Source organism: Pseudomonas sp. 10S5 (assembly GCF_035019745.1).
GTDB lineage: Bacteria > Pseudomonadota > Gammaproteobacteria > Pseudomonadales > Pseudomonadaceae > Aquipseudomonas.
On sequence record NZ_JASJVL010000004.1, the window covers coordinates 21,840 to 37,454 of the forward strand.

The 15,615-nt window shown below is 53.9% G+C and carries 16 protein-coding genes; 14 read left to right on the forward strand and 2 right to left on the reverse strand.

Annotated elements, in window-relative coordinates; genetic code table 11:
• Nucleotides 1-15 precede the first annotated feature (15 nt).
• Nucleotides 16-186 carry a hypothetical protein gene (locus QN378_RS04995; protein ID WP_322202957.1) on the reverse strand — a complete coding sequence of 57 codons (171 nt, stop codon included), beginning with the start codon at nucleotides 184-186 and terminating at the stop codon, nucleotides 16-18.
• Here QN378_RS04995 and QN378_RS05000 point away from each other — a divergent pair.
• The 9 genes from QN378_RS05000 to QN378_RS05040 all read left to right on the forward strand — a co-directional run bounded on the left by QN378_RS05000 (nucleotide 185) and on the right by QN378_RS05040 (nucleotide 7,548).
• Entirely contained in the window at nucleotides 185-934 is a 750-nt protein-coding gene (locus QN378_RS05000; RefSeq protein WP_322202958.1) for an electron transfer flavoprotein subunit beta/FixA family protein, read from the forward strand. The genes QN378_RS04995 and QN378_RS05000 overlap by 2 nt on opposite strands.
• Entirely contained in the window at nucleotides 935-1,864 is a 930-nt protein-coding gene (locus QN378_RS05005) for an electron transfer flavoprotein subunit alpha/FixB family protein (protein ID WP_322202959.1), read from the forward strand. It begins immediately after the preceding gene.
• A 139-nt stretch (nucleotides 1,865-2,003) separates the two neighbouring features.
• Complete coding sequence (locus QN378_RS05010; RefSeq protein ID WP_322202960.1) at nucleotides 2,004-2,825, forward strand: substrate-binding periplasmic protein; 822 nt, start codon at nucleotides 2,004-2,006, stop codon at nucleotides 2,823-2,825.
• A 10-nt stretch (nucleotides 2,826-2,835) separates the two neighbouring features.
• Nucleotides 2,836-3,201 (forward strand): DUF4398 domain-containing protein, encoded by a 366-nt coding sequence (locus QN378_RS05015; protein ID WP_322202961.1) that lies wholly within the window; start codon nucleotides 2,836-2,838, stop codon nucleotides 3,199-3,201.
• On the forward strand, nucleotides 3,198-4,013 hold the full coding sequence (locus tag QN378_RS05020; protein WP_323546434.1) for an OmpA family protein: 816 nt from the start codon (nucleotides 3,198-3,200) through the stop codon (nucleotides 4,011-4,013). Before QN378_RS05015 ends, QN378_RS05020 begins: the two co-directional genes overlap by 4 nt.
• A gap of 238 nt (nucleotides 4,014-4,251) precedes the next feature.
• Nucleotides 4,252-5,691: a PLP-dependent aminotransferase family protein gene (locus QN378_RS05025; protein ID WP_322202963.1), complete on the forward strand. Its 1,440-nt coding sequence runs from the start codon at nucleotides 4,252-4,254 to the stop codon at nucleotides 5,689-5,691.
• A 130-nt stretch (nucleotides 5,692-5,821) separates the two neighbouring features.
• Nucleotides 5,822-6,502, forward strand: a complete 681-nt coding sequence (locus QN378_RS05030; protein ID WP_323546430.1) for a translation initiation factor 2 — start codon at nucleotides 5,822-5,824, stop codon at nucleotides 6,500-6,502.
• A 101-nt stretch (nucleotides 6,503-6,603) separates the two neighbouring features.
• Nucleotides 6,604-6,861, forward strand: a complete 258-nt coding sequence (locus tag QN378_RS05035) for a YkgJ family cysteine cluster protein (RefSeq protein ID WP_322202966.1) — start codon at nucleotides 6,604-6,606, stop codon at nucleotides 6,859-6,861.
• Between the two features lie 81 nt (nucleotides 6,862-6,942).
• Nucleotides 6,943-7,548, forward strand: a complete 606-nt coding sequence (locus QN378_RS05040) for an START domain-containing protein (protein ID WP_322202967.1) — start codon at nucleotides 6,943-6,945, stop codon at nucleotides 7,546-7,548.
• 72 nt (nucleotides 7,549-7,620) lie between these two features.
• Here the strand turns inward: QN378_RS05040 and gltA are convergent, their stop codons facing one another.
• Entirely contained in the window at nucleotides 7,621-8,910 is a 1,290-nt protein-coding gene (gene gltA, locus QN378_RS05045) for a citrate synthase (protein ID WP_323546426.1), read from the reverse strand.
• A 362-nt stretch (nucleotides 8,911-9,272) separates the two neighbouring features.
• Between gltA and sdhC the strand changes: the two genes are divergently transcribed.
• From sdhC to QN378_RS05070, 5 genes are all read left to right on the forward strand, one after another.
• Nucleotides 9,273-9,647: a succinate dehydrogenase, cytochrome b556 subunit gene (gene sdhC, locus QN378_RS05050; protein WP_322202969.1), complete on the forward strand. Its 375-nt coding sequence runs from the start codon at nucleotides 9,273-9,275 to the stop codon at nucleotides 9,645-9,647.
• Nucleotides 9,641-10,009, forward strand: coding sequence for a succinate dehydrogenase, hydrophobic membrane anchor protein (gene sdhD, locus QN378_RS05055; RefSeq protein WP_322202970.1), 369 nt, complete (start codon nucleotides 9,641-9,643; stop codon nucleotides 10,007-10,009). The genes sdhC and sdhD overlap by 7 nt, the downstream gene beginning before the upstream one ends.
• 3 nt (nucleotides 10,010-10,012) lie before the next feature.
• Nucleotides 10,013-11,785, forward strand: a complete 1,773-nt coding sequence (gene sdhA / locus QN378_RS05060; RefSeq protein WP_322202971.1) for a succinate dehydrogenase flavoprotein subunit — start codon at nucleotides 10,013-10,015, stop codon at nucleotides 11,783-11,785.
• A gap of 11 nt (nucleotides 11,786-11,796) precedes the next feature.
• On the forward strand, nucleotides 11,797-12,501 hold the full coding sequence (locus QN378_RS05065; RefSeq protein WP_322202973.1) for a succinate dehydrogenase iron-sulfur subunit: 705 nt from the start codon (nucleotides 11,797-11,799) through the stop codon (nucleotides 12,499-12,501).
• 261 nt (nucleotides 12,502-12,762) lie between these two features.
• On the forward strand, nucleotides 12,763-15,594 hold the full coding sequence (locus tag QN378_RS05070) for a 2-oxoglutarate dehydrogenase E1 component (protein WP_322202974.1): 2,832 nt from the start codon (nucleotides 12,763-12,765) through the stop codon (nucleotides 15,592-15,594).
• Nucleotides 15,595-15,615: the final 21 nt, after the last annotated feature.

A 15,615-nucleotide genomic window follows, 5' to 3' on the forward strand; every position in this document is an offset into this window, starting at 1 on the left:
TTGTTTGAATTCTTTCTAACCCTGATAAATCAAAGTGGTGCGGCTTATAACTGGCCATTTTGGCGTATTGACCAGAAAAGGCGTTCCGGTCAAGATACGGGCGGTTTTGCGCTCGCCGTAGGCTGCACCCATCGCCAGGTCCGTCCAGGCGACTTTCTTTTCACCGGAGAGTAACGAGGAATCCATGAAGGTTCTTGTAGCTGTCAAACGAGTGGTCGACTACAACGTCAAGGTTCGCGTCAAAGCGGACAACTCCGGCGTTGACCTCGCTAACGTCAAAATGTCGATGAATCCTTTCTGCGAAATCGCTGTTGAAGAAGCGGTACGCCTGAAAGAAAAAGGCCTCGTCACTGAGATCGTCGTTGTTTCTGTCGGCCCGACCACCGCTCAGGAGCAACTGCGTACTGCATTGGCTCTGGGGGCTGATCGCGCAATTCTGGTTGAGTGCGTCGAAGATTTGAACTCGCTGGCAGTGGCTAAGCTTCTCAAGGCTGTCGTCGACAAAGAACAACCGCAGTTGGTGATCTTGGGTAAACAGGCCATCGACAGCGACAATAACCAGACCGGTCAGATGCTTGCTGCTTTGAGCGGTTACGCTCAAGGCACCTTTGCTTCCAAGATCGAAGTGTCTGGGGACAAAGTCAGCGTCACTCGCGAAGTCGATGCCGGCCTGCAGACTGTTTCTCTGAGTCTGCCAGTGATCGTGACCACGGACCTGCGTCTGAACGAGCCACGCTACGCGTCCTTGCCAAATATCATGAAAGCCAAGAAGAAGCCGCTTGAAGTGCTGACTCCTGAAGCTTTGGGCGTATCTACCGCCTCCACGACCAAAACCCTGAAAGTCGAAGCGCCGGCAACTCGCAGCGCAGGTATCAAGGTCAAGTCGGTGGCTGAACTGGTCGAGAAACTGAAAAACGAAGCGAAGGTAATCTAAATGACTATCTTGGTTATAGCTGAACACGAAAATGGTGTTGTTGCGCCAGCGACCTTGAATACCGTGGCTGCTGCGGTAAAAATCGGCGGTGACATTCACCTGCTGGTAGCCGGCACCAACGTCGGCGCAGTCGCTGAAACTGCTGCGAAAATTGCGGGCGTTTCGAAAGTGCTGGTCGCGGACAACGCTGCCTACGCACATCAACTGCCAGAAAACGTGGCACCGCTGATTGTCGAGCTGGCATCGGGCTACAGCCACGTTCTGGCAGCTGCTACGTCCAACGGTAAAAACATCCTGCCGCGTGTTGCTGCGCAACTGGATGTCGATCAGATCTCGGAAATCATCGCAGTTGAAAGCGCTGACACCTTCAAGCGTCCGATCTACGCCGGTAATGCCATCGCCACCGTACAATCTTCTGCGGCGATCAAAGTGATCACCGTGCGAGCGACGGGTTTTGACCCGGTTGCCGCTCAAGGCGGTTCCGCTTCAGTTGAGGCAGTTGTTGTTGTTCACGACGCTGGCACATCTTCCTTTGTCAGCGAAGAACTGGCCAAGTCGGATCGTCCAGAACTGACAGCGGCTAAAATCGTCGTTTCCGGCGGTCGCGGCATGCAGAATGGCGATAACTTCAAACACCTGTACGCCCTGGCTGATAAGCTTGGCGCCGCTGTAGGTGCATCTCGCGCCGCCGTTGATGCGGGTTTTGTGCCCAACGATATGCAGGTCGGTCAAACTGGCAAAATCGTTGCGCCACAGTTGTACATCGCCGTTGGTATCTCCGGTGCGATCCAGCATCTGGCCGGTATGAAAGACTCAAAAGTGATTGTTGCGATCAATAAAGACGAAGAAGCACCGATTTTTCAGGTAGCAGATTACGGCCTGGTTGCTGATTTGTTCGACGCAGTACCTGAGTTTGAGAAACTGGTTTAATCCAGGCTCTTCACTTATAAAGACAACCCGTTCGTTTCGGGGTTGAGTGAATAGCGGTAAGTCGGAAGTTCGACGCCCCGCACATTTCACGCAGCCCCAATGAGCGGGTTTTTTATTGGCTTTGATAAAGGGTTTACTCATGAACAAGGCTCGGCGGCTATCCTCAGCTGTTTTTTACGGCTTGTTCATGTTGCCTATGTGCGCTTTTGCTATCGGGAGATGCGAGCGCGTGATCGTAACTGGAAGCCCTGATGCCCCGCCTTACCTTTGGCGTGACTCCAAGGATCCAAAACACCTGATAGGCGCCAATGCGGATTTGTTTAAGCAGGCTGCGCAAGAAATGGGCCTGAAAGTTGAAATTTTGTATGCAGGAAAACGCCACGAGGCGCTGGACGAAGTGCGCAGCGGTCGCATGGATGCATTGATTGATGTGCCGCTGAAGATCGCTGAATTGGAAGCGTTGGATTACATTCATCCCGCCATCATCCAGAACGAAATTATGGTGTGGACTCGACGTGGTCACGCGCAACCGTTCAATGCTTTGGCCGATCTGCACGGTCGTGTCGGCGGGATGTCGGAAAAAATTCGTTTGAGCCCAGGGTTTGAAACAGCCGTCACCGAGCACCTTAGCGTTGCGCGTACGGTTAATTTGGCCCAAGCCTTTCAGAAACTATTGGATGGGCAGTTTGAATATGTTCTTGCCGGTCGTTACTCGGGGCTGGCCACGACCCAAACGCTTGGGGTTTCCTCCGATCTAATTGCCCAACCGCTACCCGTGGACAAAACCGGTCTGTATGTTGGCTTGTCATTCAACTCGGCGTGTAACGAGCCTTGGCTGCGCGGACAGTTGGCAAAAAAAATGACAGAATTGGCCGCCTCCGGTCTGTCTGCAGATGCAGTGACTCGTAATCTAGCGCTGTGGAAAGCGCAGTTACAAACGGCCAGTGTCCTCAATAAATAGGAAAGTTTTCGTGACTATTCGATCCTTATTCATCGCCGTGGCCATTGTCACTTTGGCGGGCTGTGCCAACGATCCGGCCCCTATTGCACAATTAAAGCTTACGGATCAGGCGGTTGAACAAGCCAAGGCGGTGGGTGCCACCGAGGACATACCTGAAATGCGTATGGCTCAGTCAAAACTTATTCAGGCTCACATCGACATGGGAAAAAATGCCTTCAAAGCTGCTCGAATGCAGGCTGAACAGTCAGAGCTGGATGCAAGATTGGCTGAAGCCCATGTATTGAACGAAAAAAGTGCAGAGCAGCTCGCGCAGCTCAATACCCGCCTTAATCGTTTGTACAAGCAAGTAGGGGCTGCAGAGAGAACCGCGCAATGAAACTGAATTCTCGTGGCCTGAGCGTGTTTATGGTGTTCGGCATAGCAAGCCTTTATGGGTGTGCCGGCCATCTAGGCAGCGATCAGGCGTTGCAGGAGGCCAGCGTCGATTTCCAGAAGGTCAAAGAAGACACAAACGTTCTGCGTGGCGCGCCCAAAGATGTCATCCGGGCTGGAGAGTTGTTAGCCCGTGCTGAACGACTGTCCACCTATTGGGGAAGTGGCGCGGACGTCATTCATTACGCGTATCTCAGTAGTCGCTATAGCGCAATCGCTCGCGAGCATACGCAATTGATGCTCAAGCAGGAGCAGCTCGCCATCTCTGATTTACAGCGCCAGCGTTTGCAGTTAGAACTGCGCGAAGCCAAATTGAGCAGTCTTCAGCAGCAAGGGATATGGCTGGAGTCGCAGATGGCCGCTCTGGTTACGACGCAAACGGATCGTGGTTTGATTATGACTTTAGGCGATGTGTTGTTTGATACGGGCAATACCGAGCTTAAACCTTCGGCCAACCACACGTTGCTGAAATTGGTGCAGTTTCTCCAGCTCAATCCGAAGCGAATCATTCGGATTGAGGGCTATACCGACAGTACCGGTTACGAGCAGGAAAATTTTCAGCTGTCGAAGGATCGCGCCCAGTCTGTAGCGGATGTGATTGCTGATATGGGCGTCGACGACGCTCGTATTCAGGTCGAGGGCTTCGGTGCTCAGTTTCCTGTCGATGTAAACGCATCGGAGCGGGGCAGGGCAAAGAATCGTAGGGTCGAGATCGTTTTTTCGGACGATAAAGGCGTATTAAGCGCTAAACGCTAGGCTATTTCCTTAAGAAGTCGACGCTGGACTTTTAGTAGTGTCGGATATCTTTGGGCACAAAATATTCCTTAATTTGGCGTGTATATCGTTAACTATATTTCCACAGCGCGATTAATCGCTATGGTTTATACAAACTGTTCCAGTACACTTCTGAACTGTTACGGTTGGCGACGTACTTAATGCCATATAAAAAAATGTCGTCAGCGAAATTGAGGGCCGTGAAATTGAGGGCCGTATTGTGACCAATCTTCTGCTCTATCAGCGCATTGCCCAGCAGTTGGCTGAAGATATTCGACGTGGCGTTTATCAGCCTGGGGAACGTGTACCTTCAGTTCGCAAAATGAGTTCGCAGCTCAACGTTAGTCATGCGACCGTTCTGCAGGCCTACGCAAACCTTGAAGATCAAGGTCTGATCCGTGCGCGGCCGCAATCCGGCTATTACGTGCACCAAACCCCGGCGCTAACCGCACAGACGCCTGATATCGCCCGTGTAGAGCGGCCTGGGTTGGTCACGCGCAGCAGCATTATTCAGCAGGTATTGGTCGAATCCCGGCGTGAGGGTGTATTTCCGTTAGGAGCAGCCACGCCCCATGTCGACTATTTGCCGGTGCGTGCCCTTCATCAACAAATTGCTAAAGTGACCCGCTTTCAAAGTCCACGTGCTTTCAGTTATATGTTCAGTCCTGGTTTTGAGCCATTGCGTCGGCAAGTCGCCATTCGCATGCGCGACGCTGGAGTGGTTGTAGACCCGTCCGAAGTTGTTATCACCCATGGATGTGTTGACGCGTTGCAGATGTCTTTACGCGTATTGACCCGTCCAGGTGATCTAATCGCAACCGAGTCGCCCACTTATTATGGCCTGCTGCAGTTGGCGGATCTTTTGGGGCTCAAGGTTATAGAGATTCCCAGCGACCCGGCCATCGGTATTAGCCTGGAAGCATTGCAGTTGGCGGCCAATCAATGGTCGATCAAGGCATTGGTAATGACCTCACGGCTGAGTAACCCGCTGGGCGGAACCGTTCCGGAGGAGCGCCAAAAACAGCTGTTGCGCTTAGCGTCAGACTTCGATATTCAAATTGTTGAAGATGACATTTATGGCGAATTAATGTTTGAGCTGGGGCGCACCAAGTCGCTAAAAGCGTTTGATCGGCTGGGGCATGTGATTTATTGCTCCAGTTTCTCCAAGACACTGTCCCCAGGCGTGCGTATTGGTTGGGTCATCGCCGGTAAGTACCAAGCCGAAATCCAGCGCTTGCAGACTTTTAGTACTCATTCCGCATGCAGCGTCACCCAAATGGGGGTTGCCGCTTATCTTGAAAATGGTGGTTATGACCGCCATCTACGCTTCATTCGACTTGAATATCGAAAAAATCTGAGTGCTTTCCAGCTGGCAGTGCAGCAGTACTTCCCGGAAGGGACGCAAATGAGTCGTCCAACGGGTGGATTTATCCTGTGGGTGAGTTTGCCCGGACGCGTTAATACTCAGGAACTGCATGTGCGCGCGCTTGAACAGGGGATTAGCATCGCTCCGGGCTTGATTTTCAGCAATACAGAGCAATTCAATCATTGCATTCGACTTAACTGTGGTGTTCCTTGGAACCGGGAGGCCGAGCGCGCAGTCATGACATTGGGCATGCTCGCGAAGCAATTGTGTCAGGAGGCGGCGTTGGCGTATTAGGGTTTTCAGTGTCTAAAACGATTCTTATCAACTGTTTTTTTTCTGTGGCTAGATGAGTCGGATGCTTGTCACAGATCGGCCAACAGGTGAGCATGTGTCCTCCGCCTCGGTGTTAACTTTCGCCTCTATTATGAATAATCTTTCTCGGTCTATTGGGTTACTGCTGATTACGCTGCTAAGCGCGTGTGATGCTGACAAATCGCCGACGCCTCATGCACCGACACCTAAGGTTTCGATCGAATCTCCTTCGGTTGAAACAAAAACCGCTGGGCAGTCTGACGTTAACTCGTCCCAGTCAGGGGTGAAGCCATCGGCGCCATTGATAGTTAATGCTCCCGCTAAGCCGTTTAAGCAGGTGGCGAGAGAGCCCGAGCATGTATTGGCACCTAATGTGGTGGTGGTGCCTGTGGTTGCTCATTCGTCGTCAGTTAAAAAGCCAGCTATCTTCAAAACGAACATCAGCGCAGCGTCGAGCAATTCCAAGTCTGAGGCCGCTGCCAAAGCGCGCGTACAGATCGCCGGCAAGACCAAGCCGTCCAGTAAGGTGGTACAGCAAACGCGTCTGGACAAACCGATTCTAGATTTGACACTCCCTAGCGAAATGGTCGACCAACTGCATCCTGTTGGGAAAGTTCAGCCCATCATTCATAAAGCGGTCTTGCCGCCGATGTTCAGCGAGAAGAAGTCCACTAAAGACAGTCCGTTTCAGCTAAACGGCCGTTTGCTGAGCAATCAAATGCAGTTGCAGCTTCGTGACGAGAGTCATCGGGAGGTCGAGGGTGCAGCCCTGGATTTCGAGTTCAAACAATAACGTGCGCAGGGGGCCATGAACGTCGTGTTTTCAAACGGTTGTTTTAGCGGGTACTATCACCTTCGATTAGACCACTGCTTTCCTGCGTGAGAATACCGGTTATGGACTGTCGTCCAAATTGTGGCGCGTGCTGCATCGCTCCCTCCATCAGTTCGCCTATTCCCGGCATGCCAAATGGCAAGGCCGCTGGAGAACGCTGCCTGCACCTTTCTGTCGAATCGTTGTGTGCTCTATTCGGCACGCCAGAGCGTCCGGCGGTTTGCATTTCTTTTTCGGCTGATGAGGAAGTCTGTGGCACCAGCCAGTCCGATGCGATTCGCCTGATTGACTGGTGGGAGCAAGCAACCTCGACCGCATAATCAGATGAGCATGTAGGGATAGTGGGCAACCAGATTTACCGCAACCGATTTACCAGAACTTTGCCAAAAAGGAATATAACAATGGGTTCGCTGTATCGGATGGCTGTTGTAGGTGGTTTGACTGCGTTGATGGCCGTTGCTGCTCAGGCTGATAATTGGAAGGTCGCCAAGGATGAGGGAGGTATAAAGGTCTCTCTGAGCGAGGTAGCAGGCTCGCAGTACAAGGCTTATCGCGGGGTCACCACGATCAAGGCGAGCGTGACACAGCTGCGCAAGCTACAGGAAGACGTGGTGGGCGCCTGCGCCTGGATCCATGAATGCAAGACGCAGAAAGTGCTGAAATTCGACGGTGGAAAGGTGTGGACTTACACCCAGTTCAATACGCCTTGGCCAGTGACCCCGCGTGATTCGGTGCTGATGGTTACCACGGAGGAGGGGGCTGACGGCTCGCTGACCCGCAAGCTCGAGGGCGTCCCGACCTACGTCCCGGAAGAAAAGGGATTTGTGCGGGTCGCACAAGTAGAGGGATTCTGGAAGTTCGTGCCCAAGGGCCCCGATCAGACTGAAGTGATCTATCAAGTTCACACCGAGCCAGGTGGTAGCGTGCCATCGTGGCTAGCAAACAAGTTTGTCGTCGATGCGCCGTTCAATACGTTAAAGGCGTTGAGGGAGCGGGCCGAGAAGTAATAGTCCCGCAATTTCAGCATAAAAAGGGCTGCCAATGGCAGCCATTTTTTTCTTCGGGTTTAAGGCCGAAGCTTACTTGCGGTCTTCGAGTGGCACGATGTCGCGCGACACGTAACCGGTGTACAGCTGGCGAGGGCGGCCAATCTTGTACGGGCTTGAAAGCATTTCTTTCCAGTGCGAGATCCAGCCGACAGTCCGCGCCAAGGCGAAGATTACGGTGAACATGCTAGTCGGAATGCCAATCGCTTTGAGGATTATGCCCGAATAAAAGTCGACGTTCGGGTAAAGCGAGCGTTCGATGAAGTATGGGTCAGTCAGCGCAATTTCTTCGAGACGCATGGCCAGTTCCAGCTGTGGATCATTTGTGATGCCCAGCTCTCTCAGCACTTCGTCACAGGTTTGCTTCATCACGGTGGCGCGCGGATCGCGGTTTTTGTAAACGCGGTGACCGAAGCCCATCAGCTTGAACGGGTCGTTCTTATCCTTCGCCTTGGCAATGAAAGCGTCAATGTTTGATACATCGCCAATTTCATCCAGCATCGCTAGTACTGCTTCGTTCGCACCGCCGTGTGCCGGCCCCCAGAGTGCAGCGATACCTGCGGCAATACAGGCAAACGGATTCGCACCCGATGAGCCGGCCATGCGCACGGTTGAGGTCGATGCATTCTGCTCGTGATCCGCGTGCAGGATAAAGATCTTATCCATAGCCTTCGCCAGCACTGGGCTGATCGGCTTGATCTCGCACGGCGTGTTGAACATCATGTGTAAGAAGTTTTCAGCGTAGTTCAGGTCGTTACGCGGGTACATCATGGGTTGGCCCATGGAGTACTTGTAGACCATTGCTGCCAGGGTAGGCATCTTGGCAACCAGGCGAATCGCGGAAATTTCGCGATGCTGTGGGTTATTGATGTCCAGAGAGTCGTGATAAAACGCCGACAAGGCACCTACCACGCCGCACATCACCGCCATTGGGTGCGCGTCGCGACGGAAGCCGTTGAAGAACGTCTTCAGCTGTTCGTGCACCATCGTGTGGTTCTTGACGATGACGACGAATTGAGCTTTTTGCTCGAAAGTCGGCAGTTCGCCATTGAGCAGTAGGTAGCAGGTTTCCAGATAGTCCGATTGTTCGGCCAGCTGTTCGATGGGATAGCCGCGGTGCAGCAGAATGCCGTTGTCGCCGTCGATATACGTGATCTTCGACTCGCAAGAGGCGGTCGACATGAAACCAGGGTCGAATGTGAAGCGGCCGGTGGCGGTCAGACCGCGTACGTCGATTACATCGGGACCAACGGTGCCGGTCAGAATCGGCAGCTCGACGGGGGCTGCGCCCTCGATGATCAACTGCGCTTTTTTGTCAGCCATGTGGCCTCCTATTTATGCTTCAAATCATCAGACAAACCCCCCACGCAGGGCCCGCACCACTATAGTGAGATAAATTCTAAAGTCAATTTGCCTAAAGTCTTGCAGCAGTGGGCTCTTAGCGTGACTGTTGGCTGCATTTTTCCACCGTTTACGCCTTTTATTTCATGGGCGCAATTGCCTATTAGAGGGAGGGTCTGCGCGTTGTCATTAGTGACCTAACTGTCTATACTCGACGTCCGACCGCCAGGGGCTTTTGGCCTTGTTTCAAGGGGTCGTCACTCCCTGGGCGTGGGTACCTGACCAGTGCACTTCCCAACAACTTTGCCCTGATTGTTAGGGGCTCTTCAGTGTGAAAAAAAGCCGTGAATAGCCAACGACCTGTAAACCTCGACCTAAGGACCATCAAACTCCCAGTCACTGCTTACACGTCCATTCTTCATCGTATCTCCGGAATCATCCTGTTTGTCGGCCTTGCCATCATGCTTTATGCATTAAGCAAGTCGCTCGGTTCCGAGGAAGGTTTCGGCGAAGTGAAGGCGTGTTTGACCAGCGTGCTAGCCAAGCTAGTGATTTGGGGTCTCTTGTCCGCCTTGCTGTATCACTTGGTGGCAGGTATTCGCCACTTGATCATGGACATGGGCATCGGTGAATCGCTGGAAGGCGGCAAACTGGGCTCGAAAATCGTTCTCGCCGTATCCGTGGTGTTGATCGTTCTGGCAGGAGTATGGATATGGTAACCAACGTCACTAACCTGTCGCGTTCGGGCCTCTACGACTGGATGGCGCAACGCGTATCTGCGGTCGTGCTCGCGGCTTATTTCATATTCCTGATCGGATACATCGTCGCACACCCAGGCCTGGGCTTTGCCCAATGGCATGAGCTGTTCGCGAACAGCTGGATGCGTATCTTCAGTCTGCTGGCGCTTGTCGCACTGGGCGCTCATGCCTGGGTTGGCATGTGGACCATCGCGACTGACTACCTGACGTCGATGGCGCTGGGCAAGTCTGCGACTGCAATACGTTTCCTTTTCCAAGCAGTATGCGGCATCGCCATGTTCGCTTACTTCGTCTGGGGTGTGCAGATTCTTTGGGGTATCTGATTCATGGCTAACATTAATACGCTTTCTTTTGACGCCATCATTATTGGTGGTGGCGGTGCCGGCATGCGCGCTGCGTTGCAGTTGGCCCAAGGTGGTCACAAGACTGCTGTAGTGACCAAGGTGTTTCCGACTCGCTCCCATACCGTTTCTGCACAGGGCGGCATCACTTGCGCCATCGCTTCGGCAGATCCAAACGATGACTGGCGCTGGCACATGTACGATACCGTCAAAGGCTCCGATTATATCGGTGACCAGGACGCTATCGAATACATGTGCTCCGTAGGCCCGGAAGCCGTGTTCGAACTCGAGCACATGGGTTTGCCGTTCTCCCGCACTGAGCAGGGCCGTATTTATCAGCGTCCCTTCGGTGGCCAGTCGAAAGACTTCGGCAAGGGCGGGCAGGCTGCACGTACTTGCGCAGCAGCCGACCGCACTGGTCACGCGCTGTTGCACACCTTGTACCAGGCCAACTTGAAGGCCGGTACCGTATTCCTCAACGAATACTATGGTGTTGATCTGGTGAAGAACCAGGATGGCGCTTTTGTCGGCATCATTGCCATCTGCATCGAAACCGGTGAAACCTCATATATCCGTGCGAACGCGACTGTATTGGCCACTGGCGGCGCGGGCCGTATCTATTCGTCGACTACCAATGCCTTGATCAATACCGGTGATGGTATCGGTATGGCGTTGCGAGCCGGCGTGCCGGTTCAAGATATTGAAATGTGGCAGTTCCATCCAACCGGTATCGCCGGTGCAGGTGTACTGGTTACTGAAGGCTGTCGTGGTGAAGGCGGTTACCTGATCAACAAGCATGGTGAGCGTTTCATGGAGCGTTACGCTCCGAACGCCAAAGACCTTGCGGGTCGTGATGTGGTAGCACGCTCAATGGTTAAGGAGATCATCGCCGGCAACGGTTGTGGTCCGGATGGCGACCACGTAATGCTCAAGCTTGATCACTTGGGTGAGGAAGTGCTGCACAGTCGTCTGCCAGGGATCATGGAGCTGTCCAAGACCTTCGCTCACGTCGATCCTGCGGTTGCTCCAATCCCGGTAGTGCCAACTTGCCACTATATGATGGGCGGCGTTCCGACCAACATTCATGGTCAGGCGATTACCCAGAATGCTGAAGGCGTGGATCAGATCATTCCCGGTCTGTTCGCAGTGGGCGAAGTGGCCTGCGTATCGGTCCACGGTGCTAACCGTCTGGGCGGCAACTCGTTGCTCGACCTGGTGGTCTTTGGTCGCGCTGCCGGTATCCACCTGGAACAAAGCCTGCGTGAAGGCGTTGACTACCGTCGCGCGTCTGAGACCGACATCGACTTCGCCCTCGAGCGCCTTGCTGGCTTGAACGAGCGTACCACCGGCGAAGATGTCGCTTCGCTGCGCAAAGAGCTGCAAAGCTGCATGCAGAACTACTTCGGTGTATTTCGTACCGGCGAATATATGCAGAAAGGTATTACTCAATTGGCGGATCTGCGTACGCGCATCGCCAACGTCAAGATCAACGACAAGAGCCAGGCGTTTAACACGGCCCGTATCGAAGCTCTGGAATTGCAAAACCTGCTGGAAGTGGCGGAAGCCACTGCGATCGCCGCAGAAGTGCGTAAAGAGTCACGCGGCGCTCATGCCCGTGAAGACTTTGAAGAGCGCGACGACGTGAATTGGCTATGCCACTCCCTGTTTTTCCCGAGCGACAAGCGCGTAACCAAACGTGCCGTAAACTTCTCGCCGAAAACCGTTCCGACTTTCGAACCCATGATCCGTACTTATTAAGGGTGGCCGATATGTTGCAAGTCAGTGTTTATCGCTACAACCCCGATCAGGACGCAGCTCCGTTCATGCAGGAATTTCAGGTCAATACTAACGGTAAAGACTTGATGGTTCTGGATGTGTTGGCGCTGGTCAAAGAGCAGGACGAAGGATTCTCTTATCGTCGCTCTTGCCGTGAAGGTGTATGTGGTTCCGACGGTATGAATATCAACGGCAAAAACGGCTTGGCGTGCATCACGCCACTGTCTGCCGTGGTCAAGGGCAATAAGTTGGTGGTACGTCCACTACCTGGTTTGCCGGTTATTCGTGACCTCGTCGTTGATATGAGCATCTTCTACAAGCAATACGAGAAGGTGAAACCGTACCTGCTCAACGATTCGCCGGCTCCGGCCATCGAGCGCCTGCAGACACCAGAAGAACGTGAAAAGATTGATGGCCTGTACGAGTGCATCCTGTGCGCTTGCTGCTCGACTTCCTGCCCGTCCTTCTGGTGGAACCCAGACAAGTTCCTCGGTCCAGCGGCACTGCTGCAAGCCTATCGTTTCTTGGCTGACAGCCGTGACACTCACACCCAGGAACGTCTGGCTTCGCTGGATGACCCGTTCAGCGTATTCCGCTGCCGCGGGATCATGAACTGCGTGAACGTGTGTCCGAAGGGCCTGAACCCTACCAAGGCTATCGGCCACATTCGCAGCATGCTGCTACAAAGCGGCGTTTAATTTGTAACGTTGTACCTGTAACTGCTTTACCCGTACTAGCTGCGGCGCAGGCTTCAACCGGCGCCGTAGTTTTAACCTGAGCAGTAGCTCATGAAGCTGCGGCTCTTATTTTGAAGAAATGAGACCAGCAGGGGCATCCGGGCTGGTACCCGGACTATCTGCGTGGACCTCGGTGGCTTGTTTTAGTCGCGACACATGGGCTTTTTCAAGCGGGCTGTAGTGTCTTCGCCGGTGGTGTCCCCTTACCGAGGGTGACCAAGCATGCAAGAAAGCGTGATGCAGCGCATGTGGAACAGTGCCCACCTTTCCGGTGGTAACGCTGCCTATGTGGAAGAGCTCTACGAGCTCTACCTGCACGACCCTAACGCTGTGCCAGAAGAATGGCGCACCTACTTTCAGAAGTTGCCCGCTGACGGCAGCACTGCCACCGATGTATCGCACTCGACGATTCGCGATCACTTCGTGTTGCTGGCTAAAAACCAGCGCCGCGCCCAACCGGTATCTGCCGGCAGCGTGAGCAGCGAACACGAGAAAAAGCAGGTTGAAGTGTTGCGGCTTATCCAGGCGTATCGGATGCGGGGCCATCAAGGCGCTCAGCTCGATCCGTTGGGTTTGTGGCAACGTCCAGCGCCCGCTGACCTGTCGATCAATCATTACGGTTTGACCAACGCTGATCTTGATACCACTTTCCGCGCCGGTGATTTGTACATCGGCAAAGAGGAGGCGAGCCTACGCGAAATTCTCGATGCCTTGCAGCAGACATATTGCCGCACCATCGGTTCCGAGTTTACGCACATCGTCGATTCCGAGCAGCGTAACTGGTTCATGCAGCGCCTCGAAAGCGTGCGCGGACGTCCGGTGTTTTCCGCTGACATCCAAAGCCACCTGCTTGAGCGCGTAACGGCAGCCGAAGGCCTGGAAAAATACCTGGGCACTAAGTACCCGGGCACCAAGCGATTCGGTCTGGAAGGCGGCGAAAGCCTGATTCCAATGCTCGATGAATTGATCCAGCGTTCGGGTTCATATGGCACCAAGGAAATCGTGATCGGCATGGCCCACCGTGGTCGCCTGAACGTCCTGGTCAACACCTTTGGCAAGAACCCACGCGACTTGTTCGACGAGTTCGAGGGCAAAAAGAAGGTTGAACTCGGTTCCGGTGACGTCAAGTACCACCAGGGGTTTTCGTCCAACGTGATGACCGCGGGCGGCGAAGTTCACCTTGCGATGGCGTTCAACCCATCTCACCTGGAGATCGTTTCTCCGGTGGTAGAAGGGTCGGTTCGTGCTCGTCAGGATCGTCGTAACGATCCGACCGGTGACAAGGTTCTGCCTATATCCATCCACGGTGACGCTGCGTTTGCAGGTCAAGGCGTGGTCTTGGAAACCTTCCAGATGTCGCAGACTCGCGGCTTCAAGACGGGCGGCACAATCCACATCGTCATCAACAACCAGGTTGGTTTCACCATCAGCAACCCGGAAGACGCGCGCTCCACGGAGTATGCGACCGACGTTGCCAAGATGATCCAGGCACCGATTCTCCATGTAAATGGCGATGATCCTGAAGCTGTCGTGTTCGTGACACAGTTGGCCATCGATTACCGCATGCAGTTCAAGCGTGACATTGTGATTGATCTTGTCTGCTATCGCCGTCGCGGTCACAACGAAGCGGACGAGCCAAGTGGCACTCAGCCGTTGATGTACCAGCAGATCGCCAAACAGCGGACTACGCGTGAGCTGTACGCCGAAAGCCTGACCAAGGCCGGTGTCGTCGATGACGCCCGTGTACAAGCAAAAATCGACGACTATCGCAACGCGCTGGACGCCGGTCTGCACGTGGTGAAAAGCCTGGTCAAAGAGCCGAATAAAGAGTTGTTCGTCGATTGGCGTCCGTATTTGGGTCATGCCTGGACCGCTCGTCACGACACCCGTTTCGACTTGAAGACCTTGCAAGAACTGTCTGCAAAAATGATGGAGCTGCCAGAAGGCTTCGTGGTTCAGCGTCAGGTATCGAAGATCTACGAAGACCGTCAGAAGATGCAGGCCGGTGGCTTGCCGATCAACTGGGGTTACGCTGAAACCATGGCGTACGCGACTTTGGCATTCGAAGGTCACCCCGTTCGAATCACTGGGCAGGACGTAGGTCGCGGTACTTTCTCGCACCGCCACGCAGCGCTGCATAACCAGAAAGACGGTGCTACTTACATCCCATTGCAGAATCTGTACAAAGGTCAGCCGCGTTTCGACCTGTACGATTCCTTGCTGTCGGAAGAAGCGGTATTGGCGTTTGAGTACGGTTACTCGACTACCGAGCCTAATGCGTTGGTCATCTGGGAAGCTCAGTTCGGTGATTTTGCCAACGGTGCTCAAGTAGTTATTGACCAGTTCATCACCAGCGGTGAGCACAAGTGGGGCCGTCTGTGCGGTCTGACCATGTTGCTGCCTCACGGTTATGAAGGCCAGGGTCCAGAGCACTCGTCTGCGCGTCTGGAGCGTTACCTGCAATTGTGTGCCGAGCACAACATTCAGGTTTGCGTACCAACCACGCCGGCTCAGATCTACCACCTGTTGCGTCGTCAAGTCATCCGTCCGCTGCGCAAGCCGCTGATCGTGCTGACGCCGAAGTCGCTGCTGCGCCATAAGTTGGCAGTTTCGACGCTGGAAGATCTGGCCGAAGGCTCGTTCCAGACCGTTATTCCAGAAGTGGATGCGCAGGACCCGGCCAATGTAGGTCGCGTCGTACTGTGTAGCGGCAAGGTTTACTACGACCTGCTGGAAAAACGCCGTGCCGAAGGTCGTGATGACATCGCCATAGTACGTCTTGAGCAGCTGTACCCGTTCCCGGAAGACGACTTGATCGAAGTCCTGGGTCCGTACAAAAACCTTAAGCACATCGTCTGGTGTCAGGAAGAGCCGATGAACCAGGGCGCCTGGTACGGCAGCCAGCATCACATGCGTCGCATCATCAGTGGTCACAACAAGGCATTGGTCCTTGAGTACGCTGGTCGTGACGCCTCTGCGGCTCCGGCTTGTGGTTATGCCTCGATGCATGCCGAACAGCAGGCAAAACTGCTCAAAGATGCATTCACCGTTTAACGCCTTCGTGCATCAGAAACC

Coding starts and splice junctions, on each gene's coding strand:
- QN378_RS05000 (WP_322202958.1), top strand. CDS start 185: ATGAAGGTTCTTGTAGCTGTCAAACGAGTGGTCGACTACAACGTCAAG.
- QN378_RS04995 (WP_322202957.1), bottom strand. CDS start 186: ATGGATTCCTCGTTACTCTCCGGTGAAAAGAAAGTCGCCTGGACGGAC.
- QN378_RS05005 (WP_322202959.1), top strand. CDS start 935: ATGACTATCTTGGTTATAGCTGAACACGAAAATGGTGTTGTTGCGCCA.
- QN378_RS05010 (WP_322202960.1), top strand. CDS start 2,004: ATGAACAAGGCTCGGCGGCTATCCTCAGCTGTTTTTTACGGCTTGTTC.
- QN378_RS05020 (WP_323546434.1), top strand. CDS start 3,198: ATGAAACTGAATTCTCGTGGCCTGAGCGTGTTTATGGTGTTCGGCATA.
- QN378_RS05030 (WP_323546430.1), top strand. CDS start 5,822: ATGAATAATCTTTCTCGGTCTATTGGGTTACTGCTGATTACGCTGCTA.
- QN378_RS05035 (WP_322202966.1), top strand. CDS start 6,604: ATGGACTGTCGTCCAAATTGTGGCGCGTGCTGCATCGCTCCCTCCATC.
- QN378_RS05040 (WP_322202967.1), top strand. CDS start 6,943: ATGGGTTCGCTGTATCGGATGGCTGTTGTAGGTGGTTTGACTGCGTTG.
- gltA (WP_323546426.1), bottom strand. CDS start 8,910: ATGGCTGACAAAAAAGCGCAGTTGATCATCGAGGGCGCAGCCCCCGTC.
- sdhD (WP_322202970.1), top strand. CDS start 9,641: ATGGTAACCAACGTCACTAACCTGTCGCGTTCGGGCCTCTACGACTGG.
- sdhA (WP_322202971.1), top strand. CDS start 10,013: ATGGCTAACATTAATACGCTTTCTTTTGACGCCATCATTATTGGTGGT.
- QN378_RS05065 (WP_322202973.1), top strand. CDS start 11,797: ATGTTGCAAGTCAGTGTTTATCGCTACAACCCCGATCAGGACGCAGCT.
- QN378_RS05070 (WP_322202974.1), top strand. CDS start 12,763: ATGCAAGAAAGCGTGATGCAGCGCATGTGGAACAGTGCCCACCTTTCC.